Source organism: Bdellovibrionota bacterium (genome assembly GCA_040386775.1).
Taxonomy (GTDB): Bacteria; Bdellovibrionota; Bdellovibrionia; order Bdellovibrionales; family JAEYZS01; genus JAEYZS01.
Window position 1 is genome coordinate 74,528 of sequence record JAZKEU010000011.1, and the last position, 21,463, is coordinate 95,990.

The following is a 21,463-nucleotide window of genomic DNA, read 5'->3' on the forward strand; positions in this document are numbered from 1 at the left end:
GGAGCAAATAATGGAAAATTTGAAATTAAAAGTATTGATCGTAGATGACGAAGTTGAACTTCGAAAATCTGTGCGAGCTTTTCTAGAAAACATGTCGGAGTTCCAATTCGAACTCGATGAAGCCGAGAACGGAAAGATCGCGCTTGACAAAATCTTAGCCGACACTTGGGACATTGTTCTGATGGACGTAAGAATGCCAGAGATGAATGGCATCGAAGCGCTGAAAGCCATCAAAGAACACGATCCAAGAATTTTTGTACTCCTAATGACTGCACACAGTAACTTGGCCGACGCGGTGGAAGCTATTAAGCACGGGGCTTACGATTACGTTCCAAAGCCAGTTCATCCTGAAAAACTAAAAGAAGTTATCACCAAAGCAATTGATGCAAGAGAGATGGTATCTACACTTGCGATTTCAAATCCTATTTTTGACGATGATATCGATAGCGAATTCGTAGGTAGAAATCAAAAGATGAAAGAGATCTTTGATCTGATCTATAGACTTTGCAAAGTAGACACTACGGTTCTTGTCCGCGGCGAAAATGGAACGGGGAAAGAGCTTGTGGCTAGAGCGATTCATTACAATTCTCCTCGCAAAGAAGGTCCTTTTGTTGCAATCAACTGCGGAGCTATTCCTGAAAACTTAATGGAATCAGAATTATTCGGTCATGAAAAAGGTGCCTTCACCGGTGCAAGTGAAAGAAAAATTGGCAAATTCCAATTGGCAAACCAAGGAACAATATTTTTGGATGAGATCGCAGAGCTGAGACCTGACATGCAAGTCAAACTCTTGAGAGTTCTTCAGGAGAGAAGTTTTGTTCCCGTCGGTAGCAACAGAGAAGTCAAAACCAACGCTAGAATCATTGCCGCTACGAATAGAAACCTAGAAAAGATGATCGAAGAAGGAACATTCAGAGAGGATTTATTCTATCGCCTGAATGTTATGCCAATCTTCTTGCCACCTCTCAGAGAACGTATTGATGACATTCCGGAGCTTGTAGAAAGTTTTATCAAAAAATTTGATAGACAACACAAGAGAGAAATCCGAGCGATTTCTAATCAAGCTTTACAAATTCTAAGAAACTACCCATGGCCTGGAAATATCCGTGAGCTTGAAAACGTGATTGAACATGCTTTCGTCATCGAAAATACAGAGACCATTCAGTCACCGAGTCTTCCGCAACATGTGCGAGATAGATCTCAAGCTATGGTGAAAGTGGATTTCAATAAAGAATATTCTGCTCCAATGGATTTTGAAATTTTCAAAGAAAAAATGGAAAAAGAATTTATCGAAAGCGCCCTCAAAGCCAACCACGGTAAAATCAATCAAACCGTGGCCCACGCTAACATCCCGAAGAACACCCTTCTTCGCAAAATTAAAAAATACGGCATCAATGTAAAAGATTTCTCTGACTAACCGCGGATGGGCGACAGTCTTTCCGCTGCCTCGATAACTGCCTGGCTTGAAATGGACTTCATGCACTCGTGAGTTCCGATGGGGCATTTCTGGTGACCGTGCTTTCCGCAAGGTCTGCATTTTAACTCTTTATTCTCTACCACAATTGCTTTTTCCTGCCAGGGTTCATAACCTAATGACAAAACTGTTGGACCAAACACTGCAACCGTAGGAAGTTCTGCGACACTTCCCATATGCATTGATCCACTATCATTAGAGAGCAAAAGTTTTCCGGTACTCATCAGTGTTAGCAACTCAAAAAGTGAAGTGTTCCCTGCTAGATTAATGGATCCCGGAACTTCATTTGAGATTTCTGTGCAAAGATCTCTCTCGTCCGGAGAGCCAATAAAAACAATGGGATTTTTGGCAGACAAATTCTGAGCCGCTTTTTTAAAACCGTCCGGCGTCCATCTCTTCGTATTCCAAACCGAACCTGGAGCGATGAAGATAGCTTTATTGAGAATATTGAATTTTTTAATGGTGTTACTGTATTTAGGATGACCGAGGATTCTATTCCTTAATCCCATCTGAGCTATATCTGGAATCTTTTTGCTACTTAAGTAATTAGCAATGGCTGCTTTTGAACCCGCATCAATGACTGCGAGTAAACTCAGCTGCCTCAATGCATCTGGAAGATCCATGTTTCTTTGGGTAAATTTTGTAAATAAAAATGGATTCCACCAATCCTTAAAACCAATTTTCTCTTTGGCTTTAATTTGCATCGTCATAAATGCAGATCTGTAAGATTCGTGCGGACAAAGCAGCAAATCGTAGGAATTCTTTTTTAAACTTTTAAAAGTCTCAGAAAATTCTTCTTTGTTCTTTTTATTGAGCTCTATCACGATGTCAGCAAGCTTGAGTTCTCTAAAAATCTCGCCCACACCTTTACGGCAAAGCAATGTCACTTCAGAATTTTGATAAAGTGATTTCAATCTCAATAACGTTGGTATTGAGAGCAATACATCACCTAAAAATGCAGTCTGAATAACTAAAATTTTCATTTTTTACCAAGGTACCGGGTTGCCTTTTTATGGAACAATTTCTTTTAGGGAGCCTATGATTGTTCCTATTTTAATTTTTGATTCTATGCGAACTACAAATTTTCTGTCGTCGTCAGTCAGCCAGAAAAATACATCTCCCATGGGCTTAAAGACGCCATCAATAGCAAGCTCAGGCTTTACAACTACAGTTTTGATTTCGCCCAGGTCTGTTTTGATCGTTTCACGTCTCAAAACATGACCTTTAATTACCATATTCTTTTTATTATCAGCCATTCTAAACTGAATGACTTTTCCAGGAGTTAGAGTGAAAGTTCTTAAATAAAAAATAGAACTGAATATATTCTGAGCGTAAGGCTCAATAGCCCACTCTAAGTTTTTTTCCTCAACCCCATGCTTCTTTGTGATTTTCTTTTCCCAAAAGAACGCTTTCATTTTTTTCCAGTCAAAATAAGATCTCACTGTACGAAGTTGTTTTGTCTCTTTCACATCGATAGCCATGTTGTAGGGAAGTAGCGTTTCATAGTCTAAGAATGTCTCTGCTTTATCGTCTACGGCATAAACATTAGAAAAAAAGCTATTGGACTTACCAGAGACCTTAAAATGATAGCTCTTCCTACCATTTACTTCCTTGAATGGAAGAACCTCAACCGTCATATCACCAGCGACCACATTGAAATAAGAAAGCTTAATTGTAACTTTCTCTCCCGGTCTAAATGGATCTACGACGGGACGTCTCCCGTCAAAACCTTCACTGTCTTCGATCGCTGGTAATTTCTTTTTTAATTTTTTAGGTTTTTCAGCTTTTTCAGTTTTCTTAGACTCTTCTTTTTTGACTTCTGGTTCAACTGGCTTTGGAGTTCCCAGCTTTGCAAACATATCGTCTTTTTTGACTTCAGGCTTTTTTTCAACAATGGATTTTAAAACTGGTGCCGTTGTTGGCTCTGGGGGCTGCTCTGCTTCTTTGACTTGCAAAGTTTTATCGTAGTCCTCAATTTTTAAAAGATTGTCTGAATTATCAACTTCTAAAACTTTTGAAGCACAAGAATTCAAAAGAGTAAGAGAAACTATGGAGGCCAATGTAAATTTAGAGAAATTTAAAAAGTTCATCTAGTCTTTCCATCTCCTGTGAACCCACAGCCACTGCTCCGGATGCAAGCGAATGATTTTTTCGAGGGCATCGTTATACTTTTGAGTCATGACCTTTATATTCTGCTCTCTATCTACATTAACTTCAAGTTCAATTGGGTCGAGCACATCTATGGCAATCTTCCCGTCATCTCGACGAAAGTTATAGAGAGGAATCACGGGCATTTGCGTTTTCATTGCAAAAGCTGCAAGTCCGGCCGCAGTCCATGCCTTTTTACCAAAAAAATCCACCTGAATGCCGTGAGGTCTTCCCATGTGCTGATCCATCACAAAAACCACGGCCTCGTTGTTCTTTAATGCCCTAAAGATATCAAAAGGATTTTTTCTATCAGCAATGAATTTGATTCCATTTTTGTCTCTAAGATCATTTACAAATTTGTCGATATGCACATCTTTAATGCGCTTAAGAGTAGCATTCACCTTGTAACCAAAACCCGTAAATCCCACAAGAGCAAAATCAATGGCACCCATGTGCAAAGTCATGAGGAGAGCGCCCTTACCTTTTTGCAGTTGGTTACGGATGATGTGCTCGTTATGGATATCAAAATACTTTGAATGCATCTCTGGCTTGTAATTGTAGATAATCATGTATTCAAAAAAAGAAAGACAAAGGTGTTGAACGCTCTGTCTGCCCACAGAAATTTTCTTTTCCATTGCCCAATCCGGAAAGGCCACCGAAATGTTCTGGATCACAAGCTTTCTTCTCAGGCGAATAACATCAAACCAAATTATGCCGAGAATTTGGGCGCAAAAAAATTGCGATCTTTTTGAAAGACCAGAAAAAACTCCACTCAACGGAATCAAAATAAAATTAATGAAGTACTTCATAAAAAAACTTATCCATTGAACGTTGGTTAACGAATTTTAACTTCGCCACTAAAAAGTTAAGTTGCTCTGAAAACTTTTGAAGCTTTACGGCATCTTTTTCTGTGGTGAGTAAAATTCCATTTTCAGACTCTGCTTTAATTCTTAAAATATCAGATTCCTTATAAGCATGATGATCTTTAAAGGCATAGTGTTTTTTTATTGAGAGATTTGGATAATTCTTTTTGATCAAATCTTCAAAGGTTTTAGGTTTTCCAATTCCTGAAACCAAGGTGACATCTCTAAATTGAGTCTGAATTTTTTGATTCGACTTTAAATCGTAAAAGCTATCGATTTGAGATTCAAACTCTGCTACGGGATATTTCTTTAGAACTTCCCTGATTTTATTTAATTCTTCAGTTGAGCAAAGATTAGTTTTCGTTAGAAAAACAAAATCTGCTCGCTTTAAGTAAGAAAAAGAATTTCTTGCTCGTCCTACGGGTGGGTAATTGTAATTTTGAAATTTTTCCGTGGCATCTATCACCACCACGTCGATATCTTTCTTGAGTTTTAAGTGTTGGAAAGCATCGTCTGCAATAATAAGATCAAATATTGCTTCTTTCTCTATTTGCTCGCATCCTTCAACTCTATTCTCGCACACATACACTGGAACTTCAGGATGATTTTTAGCAAGTAGTACCGGCTCATCACCAAACACACTTGCTGCCTTTGGATCTGCTGGATTGACCTTAAAGAATCCTGAAGTTGTGCGCCCATAACCGCGACTCAATACCGCAATTTTTTTATCTTTCTTTAAATTTTCTAAAAGAAAATCTACCGTTGGAGTTTTACCGGTGCCTCCAAATGTCAGGTTCCCTACAGATAAAACTTTCGTTTTCACTTTATAAGAAGGTAAAATTTTATATTTGTAGAGTGTTTCTCTTATGTATACAAAAAATCCATACAAAAGAGATAGCGGATAAAACACCATCATATTTCTTTTCCTAAGAACTTCAGCACGCTCTCGGCGACTCTTTTATTGGCGCCTTTTGAACCTAATTTTGTTTTGAGTTCTTTGAGATTTGCCACTTCCGCATCATAGACAGCTGGATTTGAAAGAACTCGGTACGCTTCCGCGGCGATATTTTGACCTGTAGCTTCTTCTTGAAAAAATTCTTTGGAAATCATTTTGTCTGGAATCAAATTCGACATGCCAAAAAACTTAGGCCTCTTCATAATGAACTGGCCAAAGAACACCGTGAGTTTCTTCATGATGTACATAATCACCATGGGCTTTTCCATCAAACCCACCGTCAATGTTGCAGTCCCCGATGCACAGATCACATAATCGGCCATGGAAACCATTTCAAAAGGATCTCTTTGAACAAAGATCAAAGGAATACTGAGTTTAGGAATTTTTTCTTTCACTTGATCAATGGTTTTATTGGGAGCCACAAAAAGCATAACCGAAAGATTCGGAATTTTTTGTCTTAAGATCTCTGCTGCCTCTAACTGCACAGGTAAATGATGATTCAATTCAAAGTTCCGACTTCCAGGCATTAGTCCCAAAACTTTTTGATCTGCCTTGATTCCATAGCGCTGCTTTAAATCTGTTTGATATTTTTTATCGAAGAGTTCAGGACGAATATCATCCAAAAGAGGATGGCCCACAAACTCCACATCAACACCATATTTTTTGTAGAAATCCACTTCAAATGGAAAAAGAACCAAAACTTTATCGATATATTTTTTAATAAAATGAACTCGGCCCGTTCTCCATGCCCAAATTTGCGGAGAGATGTAGTAGAATATTTTAAATCCCGCTTTTTTTAATTTCTTTGCAATACGCAAATTGAAGTCTGGATAATCTAAAAGCAAAACACAATCTGGTTTTCTCTTTTTTGCTTCATCAATCAGTTTGTGAAATACGTACCAAATTTTATCAAAAACTCCCAAAACCTCTTGGATTCCCATCACTGCAAGCTCTTCGGACTTTCCGAAACGCTCAAAACCCATCTCTTCCATTTTTTGACTGCCAATACCAAAAGCATTGACCTCATAGCCCATATCTTTCCAGGATTTTAATAATTTTTCTGCATAGTGAGTACTTGATGCCTCAGCAGCAATGATCAGGATGTTTAGCTTCTTTGACTGGTCATTTTTTTGGACCATTAGATGGCAATCCCTCTTTCTGACTTTTTGATGAAGTTTACAAAGTAATCTATTTCAAGACACTTCTCGCATTCAGTTTCAATTCTCTTCACGCGATCCTCTACTGTTCCCTCACCTTTCGTAATGATACGAATGGCCTTGTTGATTTCTGTGATGGATTTATCTGTAATGCCTTTTCTTTCTAATCCGATTTTATTTGTCGCCCTTACGACGGCAAAATTGCCTTGAGCAATACAGTAGGGAACAATGTCTTTGTTGATAGAGCTAAAGCCTGCGATGAAAGCATGGCTTCCGATTACAGCAAATTGGCTCACTCCACTCATTCCGCCAATAGTTACGTGATCTTGAATCGTCACGTGACCCGCAAGTTGACAGCAATTCGCAAGAACGTTGTCATTTCCAACAATGCAATCATGTCCAAAGTGTGCATAAGCCATGACAAGGTTTCTATCTCCGAGCTTTGTTACGCCACCACCTTGAACTGTACCTAGATTTAATGTTGTGTACTCTCTGATATGATTGTTGTTTCCAATAACAAGTTTTGTTTTTTCGTTTTTATATTTTTTATCTTGAGGAACTCCACCTAGGACTGCGCCTGTGTAAATGTGGTTACCTTCGCCGATTTCTACAACACCGAATTCACAGCCGATGACGACGTTATTTTCGAGAATTGTATTCTTACCTATTTTTACTTGTCCATTGATAATGCAATAAGGTCCCACCGTTACCGAAGGATCAATGATTGCTTCTTTTGAAATTATACTTGTTGGGTGAAACATAGCTCTTGGTCCTTTACGGCATCATCTGCGCAAAAATTTCTGCTTCAGCCTTGAGCTCCCCATCACAATAAACCTTGCAGTCGAACGTGTAAAATACGCTCTTTACTTTTATACATTTACATTTCAATTCCAGAACATCACCAGGAACAATCGGTTTTCGAAATCTCGCCCCATCGATTCCTAGAATGAAGAACTTCCACTTTTCTGCAGTGCCACTAGGATGAGGTCTATAAGCCATCATCCCGCAAGCCTGAGCCATGGATTCGATAACAAGCACACCTGGCATAATCGGCATCTCAGGAAAATGTCCTTGAAAATATGGTTCATTGAACGTTACGTTCTTTTGCGCCACGATTTCATCGCCAAGTCCCCTAGCATCGCCTCTTTTTAAATCCAATACTTTATCCACCAACAGAAATGGAAATCTGTGGGGTAAAGTATTGAATACATCTTTATAGCTGAGCTGTTTTTTATTGATATCAAACATCCTTAGTCGTCCTTAGAAATTATTTTTCAAAAGCCTTTACGACTTGCTCTGTAATATCCAATTCTTTCTGAGCCCAAAGAACACCGTTCTCTCTTTTTTCTAAGATCACTGTGTAATTGTCTTTTTTAGCCATGTCTTCGATTACTGTTTGAAGTTTCTTTAAAATTGGCTCTGTCAGTTTTCTCTCTTGATCTTGAATTTCTTTTTGATTCTTTTGCACTGTCTGTTGGAATTCCATCATGCTGGTTTGGAATTCTTTTTGCTTCTTAGCTCTTACGTCTTCAGAAAGAACCATGGCTTTTTTCTCAAGCTCTTCACCCATTTTTTTAAGATCCGCTTCTTTGGATTGAAGGCTTTTCTTTCTTTTTTCAAACTCAGCTTCTAGGTCTTTCTTTGCTTTTTGACCAGCTTTAGTTGTTTGAATTGCTTTTTGCATATCTACGTAACCGATTTTTACATCGGCATTTGCTTTAGCACCAACTAGTGCAACAGCGATGACCGCTAATAATACTTTCATATAAATACTCCTTTTTAAGTTAATCATATACTCAAATTTATTTAGAAAGGCGCTCCGATAGAGAATTCAAAGTTGGTTGCTCTATCATCATCTCTACGATCGATTGGGAAACCCCATTCAAATCTTAGAGGACCAATTGGCGAGAACCATCTAAATCCAAAACCATAATCACTCAAGAAATCTGCAGGATTTAAACTGTCTTGAGCATCCCCGATATCGTAGAAAACAACACCTTTAATGCCGGCTTCTGAAATCAATGGAAATTCGATCTCTGTATTGAGGAAAAGCTGTTGCTCACCACCAAATGGAACATCCTTATTATTGATATCTTTAACTCTCTTACCTACTCTTGAATACTGATAACCTCTTAAGTTATTCGCACCACCCAGTAAGAACAATTCCGTATATGGAATCTTGCGACCCTCAGGTGCAGTGATGATTCCGTAAGAAATATTATTTCTCCAGACTAGATCCCAGATTACTTTCTTATAATATCTAAATGTTGTCGTCGTCAGCGTGTACTCTTTGTCACCGCCAACGCCTGCGTATTCCACGGAAGCATTCGAGTAAATACCATCTGTTGGTGACAATCTATCATCACGCTTATCGTATTCTATAGTGAATGTGAGAGAGCTTGTTCTACCGTTCACAGTGTCTACTGGATAAATAGTAGCATCTGTCGAAGGATCCAATTCCACATCTGTAACGTCGTTCTTATATCTTAAGAATCCACGTAAGTATGGCGCAAGCGGGTGACCCAATCTAATTGCGCCACCTTTTTTTGTTTGTTTGTAAACATCCGTTACTGTTCTTTGAAGTCTATATAAATCACCACCCACGCTCCAATCCGAATCTAAGAAATGTGGTTCCGTGAAGTTCACGTTGAAGATCGATTCCTTGTCCGAGTATCTCACATCAAATCCAAGTCTTTGACCACGACCGAACAAATTCGATTGTTGAACGTTACCTTGAAAGGTTGTCTTAGAATAAGAGCTATAGCCCGCACCGATTTGAATGCTGCCCGTATTTCTCTCTGTTACGTTGATCTCAAGGTCCATCACATCGGGATTGTTTTCCGGAGTTTTTGGATTGAGCGTGATTTCATCGAAGAATCCTAAACGACGAATGTTCGCAAGCGATTCTCTCTTCTTCGTTTCGTTATACAATTCACCTTCGAGGACTTCTAATTCTCTACGAACAACTTTATCGCGCGTTCTAGAGTTCCCCACCACGTTGAAGTTCCCAAAATAGACTTTGTTCCCTTTTTCGAATCTGAAAATGATATCTACTTTACGTTCTTTTTCTCTGACTGTCGTTAACGGAATGATATTTGCGTAAGCGTACCCAAGATCGCCATACTTAGCTTGAAGTTTATTGATATCTTCTTGAAGAGTTTGTGCTACGAAAGTAGTTTCTTCATCGATCTTGATGGTTTCTGAAAGCTCAATATTGGTGTAAAGAAGATCGCCTTGGAATTCAATATCCCCGACATCAAATTGCTCACCCTCTTCAATACGAATGGTAATGTAGATTCCTTTTTTATCCGGGCTCACCGTCACTTGAGGTTTTGAAATCTTAACTTGCACGTAGCCTTTGTTGAAATATAAGAAGCTTAATATCTGTTGGTCACGATCAAAGATTTCTTGTTTATAGGCGCCAGAACCGCTCATAAAACTAAAAAGACCTTGCTCCTTCGTCTGAAGCATATTTTTAAGCTCAGTATCAGATAGTTTTCTGTTGCCGATGAAGTTGATTCTCTTTACTTTTACTTTATCATTTTCTTCGATATCAAAAACGAGTCTTACACGGTCTTCATCTTTGCCGATTTGCTCAAACTTGTAAGAAACCTTTGCTAAGAAAAAACCTTTGTCCTCATAAAGCTTATTTAGTTTTTCTTGAGCCTTTTGAATCGTCGAGATATCTAGAATTTGATAAGGCTTAAGTTCTACTGCTTCTTTAAGGTCCGTCTCTTCGAGCTCATCATTCCCACGATAAATGATTTCTACAACGGATGGTTTTTCAACGATTTTATATGTGAGCTTGATGCCCGCGCCCGTATCCTGTCTATCCACTTGAACATCATAAAAATAGCCGAGCTTAAAGATCGAGGTGATGTCTTCTCTGACAACCTCATCTGAGAATCCATCTCCGATTTTTGATTTCAAACGGTTTAAGATAGCATCTTTTTCTATCTTCTTATTTCCGACGATAACGATTTCTGAGATTCTACGGCCGCTTGTTACCGGAGTTTTTACGGCTTTAGTTTTTTTAGATACCGTTTTTTTTGCGGTCGGCTCTTTTGTCGTAACTTTTTCTGTAGGTTTAGTTGTAGCTGGAGCATTGGAAATAGGAGGGGTTGTTGCCGGAGTAGCAGGAGATTCCGCAGCAGAGTTTTGAGCCCAACTCAAATCAGCTAGTGACAGCGAAAATGACAACAAAGCGATGCTGAAAATAATTGTGGCTTTATAATAGTTGTGTAGTCTCATTATATTTTAATTTGCCCTTATAATTCAAAGCGTTAGACTCCCTTGAATCTTTAGATATGTCAACTATGAACAGCTAGACCAATGCTTCTCTATTTGGCGCGGTCTATCAAATCCATTGACCATCTTTCAGCTGAACTATTTTTGGAAATCTACGAGCGAAATCTCTATCATGACTGACAACTATTAGTGTGAGGCCAAGTTTTTCTTTTAATTCAAAAAATAATTCCTGAATTTTCAAGCCATTCACAGAATCTAAGTTGCCCGTGGGCTCATCTGCTAATAAAAGCGCAGGGCTCATTACAAGTGCGCGCGCTGTCGCAACTCTTTGCTGCTCCCCGCCGCTCATTTCATGAGGATAGTGACTCATTCTGTGGCTCAAGCCTAAAAATGTGAGTAATTTTTTAGCAAGATTTTCGCTTTCTTTTTGTGAGAGGCCTGCAATTTGACACGGCATCATAATGTTTTCAAGTGCTGTGAACTCATTCATCAGATGATGGAATTGAAAAACAAATCCCATACTTTTATTTCTAAAAGAGCTCAATTCATCATCAGATCTATCGAGTAAAGATTTTCCATCAAAAAATAATGAACCTGATGTTGGACGATCCAAAGTTCCCAAGATCTGTAGCAGCGTGCTCTTTCCTGCGCCTGAAGAACCCATAATGCACATGGCATCGCCTTTATAAACTTTAAGGTCAACGCCCTTAAGAACTTCTAAGCTTCTTCCACCTTGAATGAAAGTTTTCGTTAGGCCCTTGGCCTCCAAAAGAGGAAGTGTACTTGTAGGTTTTAATAATCTATTCATATTTAAGTCCTTCGACAGGCTTAAGTTTTGCGCCTCTTAATGCAGGCAAAATTGAGGATACAAAACATATCAGCACAGTCACAATAAAAATCGCACTTAAATCACCAATTCTAATATCGATAGGCAGATGATCAAATTTGTAAACATCACCTGGAACGTCCACGAGATCTGTGTAGCGCACAATCATAGCCAAAATAATTCCAAATATAATTCCTAAGAATGAACTCACAATTCCCATAAGAGTTCCCTGCAAGACAAAGAGTTGTACCAAGAAACTTGGGGATGCACCCAGAGTTTTGAGAATAGAAATATCTCCAAATTTTCTTAAGACACTGACAAAAACCGAACTGCTCACATTGAAGCTTGCAACGATCACGATGAATAAGACCACGATAAAGATAACTACTTTTTCTAATTCAACTGCCGAGAAGAAATTGTAATTCAATTCTCTCCAGTCTCTGACGCGGTAATCGGCTCCTAACTCCTGAGCAACTTTTTTAGAAAGCTTTGGAACTTCGTTAACGTCTTTGAATTTTAAATAGGCGCCAACGTATTCATCGCCAGTTTTTAAAAGGGTTTGTACCGCTTTATCAGAGGTCAGAATTACTTTTTCATTATAATCGTACTTTCCAAAATCCAAAATTCCAGTCAGCACAAATTTTTGCACAACAGGATTGAAGCTTTGAATTTTTTCGGTGGAAGGCTTGGGCACAACCACTTGAAAGGTATCGCCCACTTTGATCTTTAATTTTTTTGCGATCTCTTTTCCGACCACCGCTTCATAGAGGTCATCTTTTTTGCCTATGCTGAATTTTCCTTCGATCACACGTTTATCTGGATGGATGACTCCAAGAGCTGTGGACTTTTGAATTCCGTGGATTACAATTCCTAAAATTTCACCTTTGTTAACGATGATTCCCTGAGGACTGATGAAAGGTGTCAGTTTTTGGTATGCCGGGGTGATCTTTTTCATTTTGGCGTCGAGTTCTTCGGGATCAAAATTCTTTTCACGATAGATCACAAGCATATGGCCCGTGAGATCCGTAATAGAATCTTGAATGAGCTTTTGCACTCCGCTCACCACAGACATTGTAAGGACAAGGCAGGTCACACCCAAAATCACTCCAAGACTTGATAAGTACACCGTCATTCTCAAAGTTTTATTTTGAGCTTTCATGTATCTTAATAGAATTTGAAGTTTCAGTTTCATTCTTAAGCTTTCACGACTTTGGTTTGCTATCTATGGTTTTAAGAACTTGAGACTTCAATTGTTCCTCAATAAAAGGCTGGATGTCACCATCCATTACATCGGCCACCTGACTGGTCTCGTGACCGGTGCGGTGATCCTTGGCCAATTGATACGGGTGCATCACGTAGGACCTGATCTGGCTTCCCCACTCGTTGGCTTTCTTTACGGAGTTCATTTTGTTTTTCTCTGCTTCTCGCTTTTGCATTTCGAGCTCATAAAGTGCGGCCTTTAACATCTTCATGGCTTTCTCACGGTTTTGAAGCTGAGATCGCTGATTCTGACACTGAACCACCGCGCCCGTCGGAATGTGCGTCAGTCTTACCGCTGAATCTGTTTTGTTCACGTGCTGTCCACCAGCACCGCCCGCTCTGTAGGTTTCAATTCTTAAATCTTCAGTTTTAATTTCAATGTTGATATCATCGTCCACTTCGGGCCAAGCAAATACCGCGGCAAAGCTTGTGTGTCTGCGAGCATTCGAATCAAATGGACTGATGCGCACAAGTCTATGCACGCCCGCTTCTGCTTTTAAAAAGCCAAAGGCATAAGGACCTTCAATATGCAGAGTAACAGATTTGATTCCCGCTCCATCACCATCGGTTTGTTCCAAGATATCTGTTTTGAAACCTTGTTTATCCGCGTACATCAAATACATTCTCATCAGCATCGAGGCCCAATCGCAAGCCTCCGTTCCGCCAGCGCCTGAGTTGATGGATAAGAATGTTGAATTTGCATCCATCGGATCTTTCAACATCGTTTTGATTTCCATTTCCTTTGAAATTGGAACGAGATTTTGCGCTTCAGTCTTCACTTCATTGTAAGTGTCATCATCACCGGCTTCTACGGCCATCTCTAACATCACAAGTGCATCTTGGATTCGCTGATCCAAAGCTTTCCAATCACCAACAGTTTTGGTGACGACGCTTTTTTCTTTATTGATTTTTTGAAGTTCGGAAGGTTTTTCCCAAACGGAAGGATCTTGAGATTTGGCCTCTAGTTCAATGAGGCGTTTTTCTTTAATACTGATTTCAAAGATACCTCCAGAGATCTTTATTCTTCTCTGCGAGTTCGTTCAATTGTTTGCGTACTTCATGTGCATCGAATGCCATAGCTGTCTCCGTATGGCCTAAGACTGCTCTAATTAAGTAAGTTTGTCAAAAAAAGTATCTTCATACTCATGTTATTTGATTTCGCCAAATTACGATTTAAAAACATCGAAAAGACGGCTAAAGCAGCTGCATTAAGGATTCTTCAAGCTCCTGTACCAAAAAGCGGAATTATTGTTTAAAAACTATTTGAACTATTTTAATGCTGCCATCAGTGAATTTTCCAATTCAAGACTTTTTTGATCTATCTTTTCAATAAGCTTCTTTAAGTCGTTATAAAGAGCCGCACGTTCTTCATCCGAAGAATTTTGCAACACTTTGTAGAATTCACTATCGGGTAGAGAAGCAATTAAGAATGATCCTGAATAAATAGCCGCAACTCCAGAAAGTACATAAGATACGGCAGCAGAGTAACCAATAAAATCATTTTTATGTCTACTTACAGAATATCTAAATGCAATAATGGAAATAATAGCTAATGCAGCGACTCCCACGAAGTGGTTTGGACGAGCTATAAAACCTCCGGTTTTATAGAATTTTTCAATCAATACGACTTTGTTATTAGCCTTCTCTCTTACATTTTGCAGCTGGCTTAACCGCTTTTGTTTTTCACCCACAGACATGGATTCAATCGGCTTTTCCATACTTTTACTAAATTCTTCTAAATTTTGGTTCAACTGAGAGCCTGCTATTGCAAAATTATTATTTGCATATGCTAAATTGCCCATCAGCATGGATACTACCAGCATTGCACTAAACACTTTTTTCATAAAAATCTCCATAGATTAAACGTTCAAGATTTGATCTGCATCAATCGGAGTTGCAAATTTGTTGCCAAAAATTGCACTTTGACCTGGATACAATTAGGATGCCTGGATTTGACCTGTAAGAATCAATTGATTTTGAATAAAACAAAAATAGTATAAAAAATTCGGCTATTGGCTATTTAAAGAGATCACCAAGATTAAAACATTTCAGTATAATCAACATATTTATCAGAATGCTAAAACGCATGTAGTGACAATTTTTGTTATGCAGGTTGGTTTAAGTTGGCGATGTTCTCGCTGATGAATAATATTCACTCTGTGATCAATAGTTCTACTACCTTTTGATTGTTTCAATCTAGGATTTCAAAAGCTTCTCAAAAAGAATATCTTGAAGATCAAACATAATTTTGGCTTCGCGCTCATTAGTCTCATGGTCATAACCCAATAGGTGCAGAATCCCATGAATTAACATATAACCAATTTCATGATTAAGGCTCAACTTATGTTCTTTGGCCTGCTTCTTTAAGACAGGTAAACACAACACAAGTTCTCCTAAAGAACTTTCTTCGATGGGTTCAAAGCTCAAAATATCAGTATGTTTATTTTTGCCACGAAATTGTGAGTTGAGTTTCTTCATTTTCGCAGAAGTCACAAACACAACGATAAGATCTTTTTCTAGTTGAGAAATTTTTCGACCAAGAATTTTTTGAGATTTTAAATTCTTAATGACCAGCTTTGTCCAATCCTGAACAAACTTCTTAGGAATTTTATCTTTAGTGTAATTGATAATTTCAATTTGCATAATTATTTCTTTTTAATCTTTTCAAAACTGGTATTTCTAGGATGGAACGGTAACTAACTACCAAGAAACCAGTTCTCGGAACAATATCCGATTTTCGTTATAATTACAAACTCTATGGCAATTAAACCAACTCTTCCATGGCCCGTCTTTTTGCATAATTATCCTAAAAAACAATTTTAACATTGAGGATGTCGTAAGGAATAAAAACTCAACTTAAAGTTAATCTTTAACACTTACATTCTATTACACTATACCGTATAGTGTAATAGATAAAGGCTTATATGATCCGCAGTTTTGAAAATAAGATAGCTAGGGATATTTGGGAAACAGACCAATCCAAATCACTCCCTAGAGAGCTTTGGCTTAGAGCTAAGGCCCTATTAACTATAATGCACGCGACTTCACAGCTTGATGATTTAATAATTAGAGGGCAACCCCCTAATATTCGCTTGCATAAACTAAAAGGGGATAAGAAGGACCTCTGGAGTGTTACTATCAAACTCCCTTGGTGCATTACCTTTAAATTTAAAAATGGAGAGTTTTCAAATATAAAAATTGAAAATTATCACAGAGGATTAAGATATGATTAAAAATCCAAAACCAATGCATCCTGGACAAGTTTTAAATGAAGTTTACTTACGCGAGTTAGGATTCAATCAGTCCGAGTTTGCTTTAAAATGTAAATGCTCACCTAGAAAAATCAATGAAATTGTAAATGGCAAACGCGCAATCTCTCCAGAATTTGCCCTCACTTTAGAAAAAATTCTAGGCACAACTGCTGAAATGTGGGTACGAATTCAGGCAGAATACGATCTGTGGCTGGCTCGCCAAAAAGCTGCTTAATCCTTACCGATGCCGCCGAGATTTTTGGGATAATCAACGCGCTGATGATGGATGCCCATTAAAACTCTGACGAAGCAGTTTTCAATGATCGATAGATCTCTTAGAGTCAAATTACATTCATCTAGCTGTCCATCCATAAACTTTCTTTGAATGATGGTTTTTACAAGATTTCTGATTCTCATCGGATGAGGTTCATCGAGAACTCTCGCCGCCGCTTCAATACTGTCTGCTAACATACAGAGTGCCGATTCTTTAAACTGAGGCTTTGGACCCGGATATCTGAATTCCTCTTCAGAAACCTCGTGGAGATTTTCATCTTGATTCTCAATAGCGCGATTATAAAAAAACGAAATCAGCGTTGTCCCATGATGCTGTTGAATCACATCAATGATGGGCTTACCCAGCTTGTGTTTAAAACCCAATTCCACTCCGTCCTTAACGTGCGCAATCAAAATCGTCTTACTCATATGCGGAGACAAGTGATCGTGGGGATTGTGGCCAGGTCTTTGATTTTCAATAAAGTAGTTTGAGTGCTCAGTCTTTCCGATATCGTGATAGTATGCTGCCACTCTACAAAGGAGTGCATTTGAGCCGATGGTTTCAGCCGCTGTCTCAACCATGCTCCCTACCACGAGAGAGTGATGGTAAGTTCCGAGTGCATTCACGCTCATGTCTTTTAAAAGAGGATGATTTAAATTTGAAAGTTCCAAAAGCTTAACGTCTGTGGTGCAATTGAAAACCGTTTCTAGCAATGGAACCAACGTCATCGCCACAAAGGCTGAGAATACACCAGAAACAAATCCCGCTAGAGCATTCCAGAAAACTTGTTGTCCAATGGGAATGCCTTGATCAAGCTGGGAAGATAAGAATGTTACCAATATCGTCACAACCATGTTCACAAGGCCAACTCTTAGCCCCGCCATGTAGATATCGTTTCTCTTTTTACAAGAGTAAACACCTCGTGCTGCCGCGATACCACCTACAGACACAAAAATAAAATACGGGAAGCTCATATCCATCATAAACCCAAGAGCCGCACTCAAGAACACCGTGAAAAGCCAAACCACCTCTCCAGAATATACAAGTAAGCCTACAAGCATCGGACCCGCTGCTACTGGAAGAAGGTATTTGTAAGCAGAAGTTGGAATCGATCCAAATTTATCCTGCATCGTCTCAACAAATAAGAACAGTACAAATTTTGCTATGATCACAATTACAAGAGCGACCGTCCCCATGATAGAAAGATCTTTAGGGGAAACTTTAATTTTATTGAGAGAAAATCTTCTTACATAAGAAAAGAATACCAAAATAATACTCACAAAGAACAATGCCAGAATTACCGCTTCAAAATCTTGCTGCCCCTCGGAATCTCTCTTAGAAATCTCATCAAGCACCCGAACATGGGAAGGCTGAAGCACAGCTCCCTCACTCACCACCGTTTGATTTTTTGCAATGCTCACGACCACCGCAGGAATTGCTTCCCTTGCTTTTTGTTTTCTATTAGCACTTTCTTGTTTGTTCGGAGTTAAATTGGGAACCACAAGTTTTTGTGTAAGCTTTATGATATTGTCTTTATCGCGATCATTTAGGAACTGGCTACCACGAATGTTATCTATAGTGATCGAATTTTTTGCTTCAAAAAGCTGCTTCAGATCTTTTAATTGGACAGGAAACTCCTCGCCTCCACCGCCACTTTCCACAACGCGAACAATAATTTGTTTAAGCTCGGTTTCTTCAAATTGATTCAGGTCGTGAATGATTTTTTGAGAAGCGATTCTATCAAGCAAACGAATAATGACATTTTCGTAGAGGACGCTGAATCTCTTCTCAGCCAACCCTTCAAAAAGCTTTAAGGGAACTTCATTTGTTCCTAACAACTGATCAAAACGATCTTTATAAACTAAGAATTCTTTAATTCTTTCGTCTTTTTTAATTTCATCTTGGGGCCATGCCTGGCTGCCGAGGATCTTTCTCATTTCACGGAAAGACTTATAAACACCTTGAATCACCGGCTCGTAAGAATTGAGATCGTAATCATAAACTGGGGGAACTGCATCTTCAGCGTTCTTCTTGCGAATCGTGGTTTCAACTTCATCTACAAACTCAAAAGAGAGTGGAGATTTGATATCACTACTGGCAACATCGTTTTGCTTATACCCAGTGTATGCAAAATCAAAATTGGAAGTGATTAAAAGTGAAAGTAAAAGAGAAAAAACAATAACTAAAAATAATCTTCTTAAACGAAATTTTTCCTCAATGATAAAAAGCACACGTCCAATCCAAGTCTTTTCGATTCCAAGAGAATTCACATAGTCCAAAAATTTATTGGAGTGATCCTCATACTGAGAACGAATACTAGAATTTTCGTTTTTAGAATTTTTCAAAAGAGGCACTGATATTCCCTTAAGTTGCTTATTTTAGAATGTTTTTTCTAGAGCTATATTTAACCTAATCTTACCTCATTCTCAATACGCACAACACATATAAGACGTAGAGCGTTGTTCTCTATTGACAATAGTCCTACAAACATCGACAAAGGTTTGTCGTTAAAACCGACACAAAGTCTGCTAGAGGTAACCGCCATGAATACACCACCAACTGAACTCAAAACCTTCGAGGCCATAGTCCAAGTCATGAAAACTCTCAGATCCCCCACAGGCTGTCCCTGGGATCAAGAGCAAACGCACAAAAGTATCGCACCTTGCGCCCTCGAAGAAGTTTGTGAGCTAATCGAAGCCATCGAAACTGAGAACGAAGAAAATTTAATCGAAGAATTGGGCGACGTTTTGCTCCAGGTTGTTTTCCATGCAGAGATGGCAAGACAAGAAAAAAGATTTGATATCTACGATGTCATCGAAAAACTGAATCAAAAATTAATCTCCCGACATCCACATGTTTTTTCGGACAAAGCCGTAAAGTCTACCGAAGACGCTCTTAAAAGCTGGAACGATATAAAAGCGAAAGAGAAGAAAACCACTCCTGAAACCGATGGGTTTGGCGTCCCCATTCATCTCCCCGCTTTACAGCGAGCTGATAAAATCGGAAAGAAAACTAAAAAATTAAAATTCGATTGGGAAAAAGTCGGCCAAGTCATGGCCAGCGTAGAAAGCGAAGTTCAAGAATTTAAAGAAGCCATTGAATCTGGGAAAATCGAAAACATGCAAGATGAATTTGGCGATGTTCTCTTCACGCTGGTGCAAGTCGCAAGACACTTAGGGATCGACTCCGAGCAAGCTCTTCGCGGTACCAACCAGAAGGTCGAAAATCGCTGGATCCGCATGAAACAAGCTGCAAAAAAACAAGGCCAAGACTTTGAAAAATTAGAGCAGCGTGATCTAGAAAAACTTTGGAAAGAGGTCAAAAAAGATGAAAAATAGTATTTTACTCCTAATTTTATTATCATTCACCGCTTGCGCAACATATGAAAAAGACAGTGATGCCATTTCCTGGAAAAAAAGTGAACGTTGTGACGGACTAAGAACCGAGTTTGCCAATCTTGAGCTTTATTTGATGAATTTGACCAACAAAGGAAACGACTACACCGTGAATTGCATGGTGAAAAAAGATTCCTCTTCAATCAAAAAGTATAAAAAGGAACTTGAAAAGTTTAGAGAATTCCAAGGCACAGATGCCATGACATCTTGGGGGTACAACCTCCATCACTGCACCGAAACCAGATATGATTCAAGTCAAGCCTTCGCAAAACTTTATACTCGTGGAAGCGGTGACGTTTTGGAGAATATCTACAAAATGTATTATACTTGTTCTGGGAAAGAACCAGCTTCTAAAGAGGACATACTTGCCGGAAGATTTCCTCCGGAACTTGAAGAGATGGCCCGTTTTCAAAGTAAAAGAATTCAGTATTTTAAATAGTTTGGGTTAACAGCCGGCTAGTATACCTAATTATTTTAGATATCGACTCTCTTCGCAGGATGGGATTCTATCCAATCACTCAGATCTTTAAAAAAACCATTGTACTCCGCTCGAAGCATTTCTTTTTTATTATAAGCACCTGAAATGGGCAAAAATTTGACTGGATCTGCCACATAGATTCGAATTTTTGGATGCTTTGCACTCAGGGCAATTTTTAGTAATTGTGGATACCATTCTTTGAGTTCTAAAGCTTTACCAAAGAGCCCATCTAGAACCCACCAGCCACCATCAGCCTTTTTTACAACAGTCGCCACATGAAGCTCCCATATTTCTTTTTGATATTGCATTTCGCCCAATACAAAAATCTTACGAATATCTTTCGGGGAAACACCTCGACGTAATAATTCAAGATGCGCCAGGGTAGCTCTGCCAAAACAAAACCCTAGCATACTATTCTTTCCAGAATATTTTCTAATTCCCTGATCGCCTGCGATAGGATGTTGAATCAAAAAACCATTCAAATCTTGAGCCTGAGATTCTGTTAGGCCACTCTTAGATCTTTTTGATACTTTTTGAAGATCCGACAAAAGCTCTTCATTTTTACGTCGGAATACCTTATCCCTAGTGGCGGTAGATTTGAGCTTCCCAAGCTCAACCTCAAACTCTTTGAGCAAATTTGTATGTAAATTCTGTCCACCCGACTCAGGGATTTGCGGATAACTAGAGAGATCGGCCCCAATCGAAAAACAACTCCAAAACATAAATAAAACAAAGATATAACGTTTCGTGTTCATGAAATCTTTATAATTCTAAGCTTAGAGTTTGAAAAGAATTTTGTATAAGAATTAATAAACCCTGCAATAGTAACAATGCTAAACTAAGGAGTATTAGAATGAAAAAAACAATTGCCGCAATAGCGATCCTTGCATCAACTCAAGCTCATGCACTTGCCCCACCGGGACCAACCATACCAAAACAAAAGGTTTGTCTGAAGTCTTACAAACTAGATGATAAGTCTGTCCAAGTAGGAAGCTGCGATAGTTCTTACAATAACCAAAGTGAGAATTTACCATTAAAAGAAAACGGATGTGCTAAAAATCAAGTTGCCTTAACTGTAGATGAAAATACTATCCAAGCTTGCTTGCCTGCTGGTGCAGTTCAATTGTAAAAAGA

The 21,463-nt window shown here is 38.8% G+C and carries 22 protein-coding genes; 6 read left to right on the forward strand and 16 right to left on the reverse strand.

Annotation, left to right across the window (positions count from 1 at the left end; translation table 11 throughout):
• Positions 1 to 10 precede the first annotated feature (10 nt).
• Complete coding sequence (locus V4596_06100; GenBank protein MES2768702.1) at positions 11 to 1,417, forward strand: sigma-54 dependent transcriptional regulator; 1,407 nt, start codon at positions 11 to 13, stop codon at positions 1,415 to 1,417.
• Here V4596_06100 and V4596_06105 read toward each other — a convergent pair.
• The 14 genes from V4596_06105 to ybeY form a co-directional block, all read right to left on the reverse strand.
• Positions 1,414 to 2,457 (reverse strand): glycosyltransferase family 9 protein, encoded by a 1,044-nt coding sequence (locus tag V4596_06105; GenBank protein MES2768703.1) that lies wholly within the window; start codon positions 2,455 to 2,457, stop codon positions 1,414 to 1,416. The two genes, V4596_06100 and V4596_06105, sit on opposite strands and share 4 nt — an antisense overlap.
• A gap of 27 nt (positions 2,458 to 2,484) precedes the next feature.
• On the reverse strand, positions 2,485 to 3,564 hold the full coding sequence (locus V4596_06110; GenBank protein MES2768704.1) for a DUF3108 domain-containing protein: 1,080 nt from the start codon (positions 3,562 to 3,564) through the stop codon (positions 2,485 to 2,487).
• The gene (locus V4596_06115; protein ID MES2768705.1) at positions 3,565 to 4,431 is read right to left on the reverse strand and encodes a lysophospholipid acyltransferase family protein; all 867 of its coding nucleotides are present in this window, start codon (positions 4,429 to 4,431) and stop codon (positions 3,565 to 3,567) included. It abuts the gene before it with no gap.
• Complete coding sequence (lpxK, locus tag V4596_06120; protein ID MES2768706.1) at positions 4,415 to 5,401, reverse strand: tetraacyldisaccharide 4'-kinase; 987 nt, start codon at positions 5,399 to 5,401, stop codon at positions 4,415 to 4,417. The genes V4596_06115 and lpxK overlap by 17 nt, the downstream gene beginning before the upstream one ends.
• Positions 5,398 to 6,579 (reverse strand): lipid-A-disaccharide synthase, encoded by a 1,182-nt coding sequence (lpxB, locus tag V4596_06125; protein ID MES2768707.1) that lies wholly within the window; start codon positions 6,577 to 6,579, stop codon positions 5,398 to 5,400. The genes lpxK and lpxB overlap by 4 nt, the downstream gene beginning before the upstream one ends.
• Positions 6,579 to 7,358 carry an acyl-ACP--UDP-N-acetylglucosamine O-acyltransferase gene (lpxA, locus tag V4596_06130; protein MES2768708.1) on the reverse strand — a complete coding sequence of 260 codons (780 nt, stop codon included), beginning with the start codon at positions 7,356 to 7,358 and terminating at the stop codon, positions 6,579 to 6,581. The genes lpxB and lpxA overlap by 1 nt, the downstream gene beginning before the upstream one ends.
• 13 nt (positions 7,359 to 7,371) lie before the next feature.
• The gene (gene fabZ, locus V4596_06135) at positions 7,372 to 7,845 is read right to left on the reverse strand and encodes a 3-hydroxyacyl-ACP dehydratase FabZ (GenBank protein MES2768709.1); all 474 of its coding nucleotides are present in this window, start codon (positions 7,843 to 7,845) and stop codon (positions 7,372 to 7,374) included.
• Between the two features lie 19 nt (positions 7,846 to 7,864).
• Entirely contained in the window at positions 7,865 to 8,362 is a 498-nt protein-coding gene (locus V4596_06140; GenBank protein MES2768710.1) for an OmpH family outer membrane protein, read from the reverse strand.
• A 41-nt stretch (positions 8,363 to 8,403) separates the two neighbouring features.
• A complete protein-coding gene (gene bamA / locus V4596_06145) occupies positions 8,404 to 10,848 on the reverse strand; it encodes an outer membrane protein assembly factor BamA (protein MES2768711.1) in 2,445 nt (814 codons plus the stop codon).
• A 106-nt stretch (positions 10,849 to 10,954) separates the two neighbouring features.
• Positions 10,955 to 11,653, reverse strand: a complete 699-nt coding sequence (locus V4596_06150) for an ABC transporter ATP-binding protein (protein MES2768712.1) — start codon at positions 11,651 to 11,653, stop codon at positions 10,955 to 10,957.
• Positions 11,646 to 12,863 carry an ABC transporter permease gene (locus V4596_06155; GenBank protein ID MES2768713.1) on the reverse strand — a complete coding sequence of 406 codons (1,218 nt, stop codon included), beginning with the start codon at positions 12,861 to 12,863 and terminating at the stop codon, positions 11,646 to 11,648. Before V4596_06155 ends, V4596_06150 begins: the two co-directional genes overlap by 8 nt.
• Before the next feature lie 10 nt (positions 12,864 to 12,873).
• A protein-coding gene (prfB, locus tag V4596_06160; GenBank protein ID MES2768714.1) for a peptide chain release factor 2 occupies positions 12,874 to 14,008 on the reverse strand; the annotation gives its coding sequence in 2 pieces (ribosomal slippage) (positions 12,874 to 13,941 and positions 13,943 to 14,008; 1,134 coding nt in all).
• A 191-nt stretch (positions 14,009 to 14,199) separates the two neighbouring features.
• Positions 14,200 to 14,775 carry a hypothetical protein gene (locus V4596_06165; GenBank protein ID MES2768715.1) on the reverse strand — a complete coding sequence of 192 codons (576 nt, stop codon included), beginning with the start codon at positions 14,773 to 14,775 and terminating at the stop codon, positions 14,200 to 14,202.
• A 352-nt stretch (positions 14,776 to 15,127) separates the two neighbouring features.
• Positions 15,128 to 15,574 (reverse strand): rRNA maturation RNase YbeY, encoded by a 447-nt coding sequence (ybeY, locus tag V4596_06170; protein ID MES2768716.1) that lies wholly within the window; start codon positions 15,572 to 15,574, stop codon positions 15,128 to 15,130.
• 281 nt (positions 15,575 to 15,855) lie between these two features.
• On the opposite strand from ybeY, the gene V4596_06175 reads away from it, so the two are divergent.
• Together V4596_06175 and V4596_06180 are read left to right on the forward strand one after the other, a co-directional pair.
• Complete coding sequence (locus V4596_06175; protein MES2768717.1) at positions 15,856 to 16,164, forward strand: type II toxin-antitoxin system RelE/ParE family toxin; 309 nt, start codon at positions 15,856 to 15,858, stop codon at positions 16,162 to 16,164.
• Positions 16,157 to 16,417, forward strand: coding sequence for a HigA family addiction module antitoxin (locus tag V4596_06180; GenBank protein MES2768718.1), 261 nt, complete (start codon positions 16,157 to 16,159; stop codon positions 16,415 to 16,417). The genes V4596_06175 and V4596_06180 overlap by 8 nt, the downstream gene beginning before the upstream one ends.
• Here the strand turns inward: V4596_06180 and V4596_06185 are convergent.
• Complete coding sequence (locus V4596_06185) at positions 16,414 to 18,810, reverse strand: HDIG domain-containing metalloprotein (protein ID MES2768719.1); 2,397 nt, start codon at positions 18,808 to 18,810, stop codon at positions 16,414 to 16,416. The two genes, V4596_06180 and V4596_06185, sit on opposite strands and share 4 nt — an antisense overlap.
• Before the next feature lie 189 nt (positions 18,811 to 18,999).
• Here V4596_06185 and mazG point away from each other — a divergent pair, with 189 nt between their 5' ends.
• A complete protein-coding gene (gene mazG, locus V4596_06190; protein ID MES2768720.1) occupies positions 19,000 to 19,794 on the forward strand; it encodes a nucleoside triphosphate pyrophosphohydrolase in 795 nt (264 codons plus the stop codon).
• Entirely contained in the window at positions 19,784 to 20,290 is a 507-nt protein-coding gene (locus tag V4596_06195; GenBank protein MES2768721.1) for a hypothetical protein, read from the forward strand. The genes mazG and V4596_06195 overlap by 11 nt, the downstream gene beginning before the upstream one ends.
• Positions 20,291 to 20,325: 35 nt before the next feature.
• Here V4596_06195 and V4596_06200 read toward each other — a convergent pair whose 3' ends face one another.
• Positions 20,326 to 21,084, reverse strand: a complete 759-nt coding sequence (locus V4596_06200) for a hypothetical protein (GenBank protein MES2768722.1) — start codon at positions 21,082 to 21,084, stop codon at positions 20,326 to 20,328.
• A gap of 98 nt (positions 21,085 to 21,182) precedes the next feature.
• On the opposite strand from V4596_06200, the gene V4596_06205 reads away from it, so the two are divergent.
• The gene (locus V4596_06205) at positions 21,183 to 21,458 is read left to right on the forward strand and encodes a hypothetical protein (protein MES2768723.1); all 276 of its coding nucleotides are present in this window, start codon (positions 21,183 to 21,185) and stop codon (positions 21,456 to 21,458) included.
• The last annotated feature ends 5 nt before the right edge of the window (positions 21,459 to 21,463 follow it).

Excerpts from the sequence above, each read along its gene's own strand:
- V4596_06205 (MES2768723.1), top strand. The coding sequence starts at position 21,183 with ATGAAAAAAACAATTGCCGCAATAGCGATCCTTGCATCAACTCAAGCT.
- bamA (MES2768711.1), bottom strand. The coding sequence starts at position 10,848 with ATGAGACTACACAACTATTATAAAGCCACAATTATTTTCAGCATCGCT.
- ybeY (MES2768716.1), bottom strand. The coding sequence starts at position 15,574 with ATGCAAATTGAAATTATCAATTACACTAAAGATAAAATTCCTAAGAAG.
- lpxK (MES2768706.1), bottom strand. The coding sequence starts at position 5,401 with ATGATGGTGTTTTATCCGCTATCTCTTTTGTATGGATTTTTTGTATAC.
- V4596_06180 (MES2768718.1), top strand. The coding sequence starts at position 16,157 with ATGATTAAAAATCCAAAACCAATGCATCCTGGACAAGTTTTAAATGAA.
- V4596_06115 (MES2768705.1), bottom strand. The coding sequence starts at position 4,431 with ATGAAGTACTTCATTAATTTTATTTTGATTCCGTTGAGTGGAGTTTTT.
- V4596_06105 (MES2768703.1), bottom strand. The coding sequence starts at position 2,457 with ATGAAAATTTTAGTTATTCAGACTGCATTTTTAGGTGATGTATTGCTC.
- V4596_06155 (MES2768713.1), bottom strand. The coding sequence starts at position 12,863 with ATGAAACTGAAACTTCAAATTCTATTAAGATACATGAAAGCTCAAAAT.
- V4596_06165 (MES2768715.1), bottom strand. The coding sequence starts at position 14,775 with ATGAAAAAAGTGTTTAGTGCAATGCTGGTAGTATCCATGCTGATGGGC.
- V4596_06200 (MES2768722.1), bottom strand. The coding sequence starts at position 21,084 with ATGAACACGAAACGTTATATCTTTGTTTTATTTATGTTTTGGAGTTGT.
- V4596_06150 (MES2768712.1), bottom strand. The coding sequence starts at position 11,653 with ATGAATAGATTATTAAAACCTACAAGTACACTTCCTCTTTTGGAGGCC.
- V4596_06175 (MES2768717.1), top strand. The coding sequence starts at position 15,856 with ATGATCCGCAGTTTTGAAAATAAGATAGCTAGGGATATTTGGGAAACA.
- lpxA (MES2768708.1), bottom strand. The coding sequence starts at position 7,358 with ATGTTTCACCCAACAAGTATAATTTCAAAAGAAGCAATCATTGATCCT.
- V4596_06195 (MES2768721.1), top strand. The coding sequence starts at position 19,784 with ATGAAAAATAGTATTTTACTCCTAATTTTATTATCATTCACCGCTTGC.
- V4596_06140 (MES2768710.1), bottom strand. The coding sequence starts at position 8,362 with ATGAAAGTATTATTAGCGGTCATCGCTGTTGCACTAGTTGGTGCTAAA.
- V4596_06110 (MES2768704.1), bottom strand. The coding sequence starts at position 3,564 with ATGAACTTTTTAAATTTCTCTAAATTTACATTGGCCTCCATAGTTTCT.
- mazG (MES2768720.1), top strand. The coding sequence starts at position 19,000 with ATGAATACACCACCAACTGAACTCAAAACCTTCGAGGCCATAGTCCAA.
- V4596_06100 (MES2768702.1), top strand. The coding sequence starts at position 11 with ATGGAAAATTTGAAATTAAAAGTATTGATCGTAGATGACGAAGTTGAA.
- lpxB (MES2768707.1), bottom strand. The coding sequence starts at position 6,579 with ATGGTCCAAAAAAATGACCAGTCAAAGAAGCTAAACATCCTGATCATT.
- fabZ (MES2768709.1), bottom strand. The coding sequence starts at position 7,845 with ATGTTTGATATCAATAAAAAACAGCTCAGCTATAAAGATGTATTCAAT.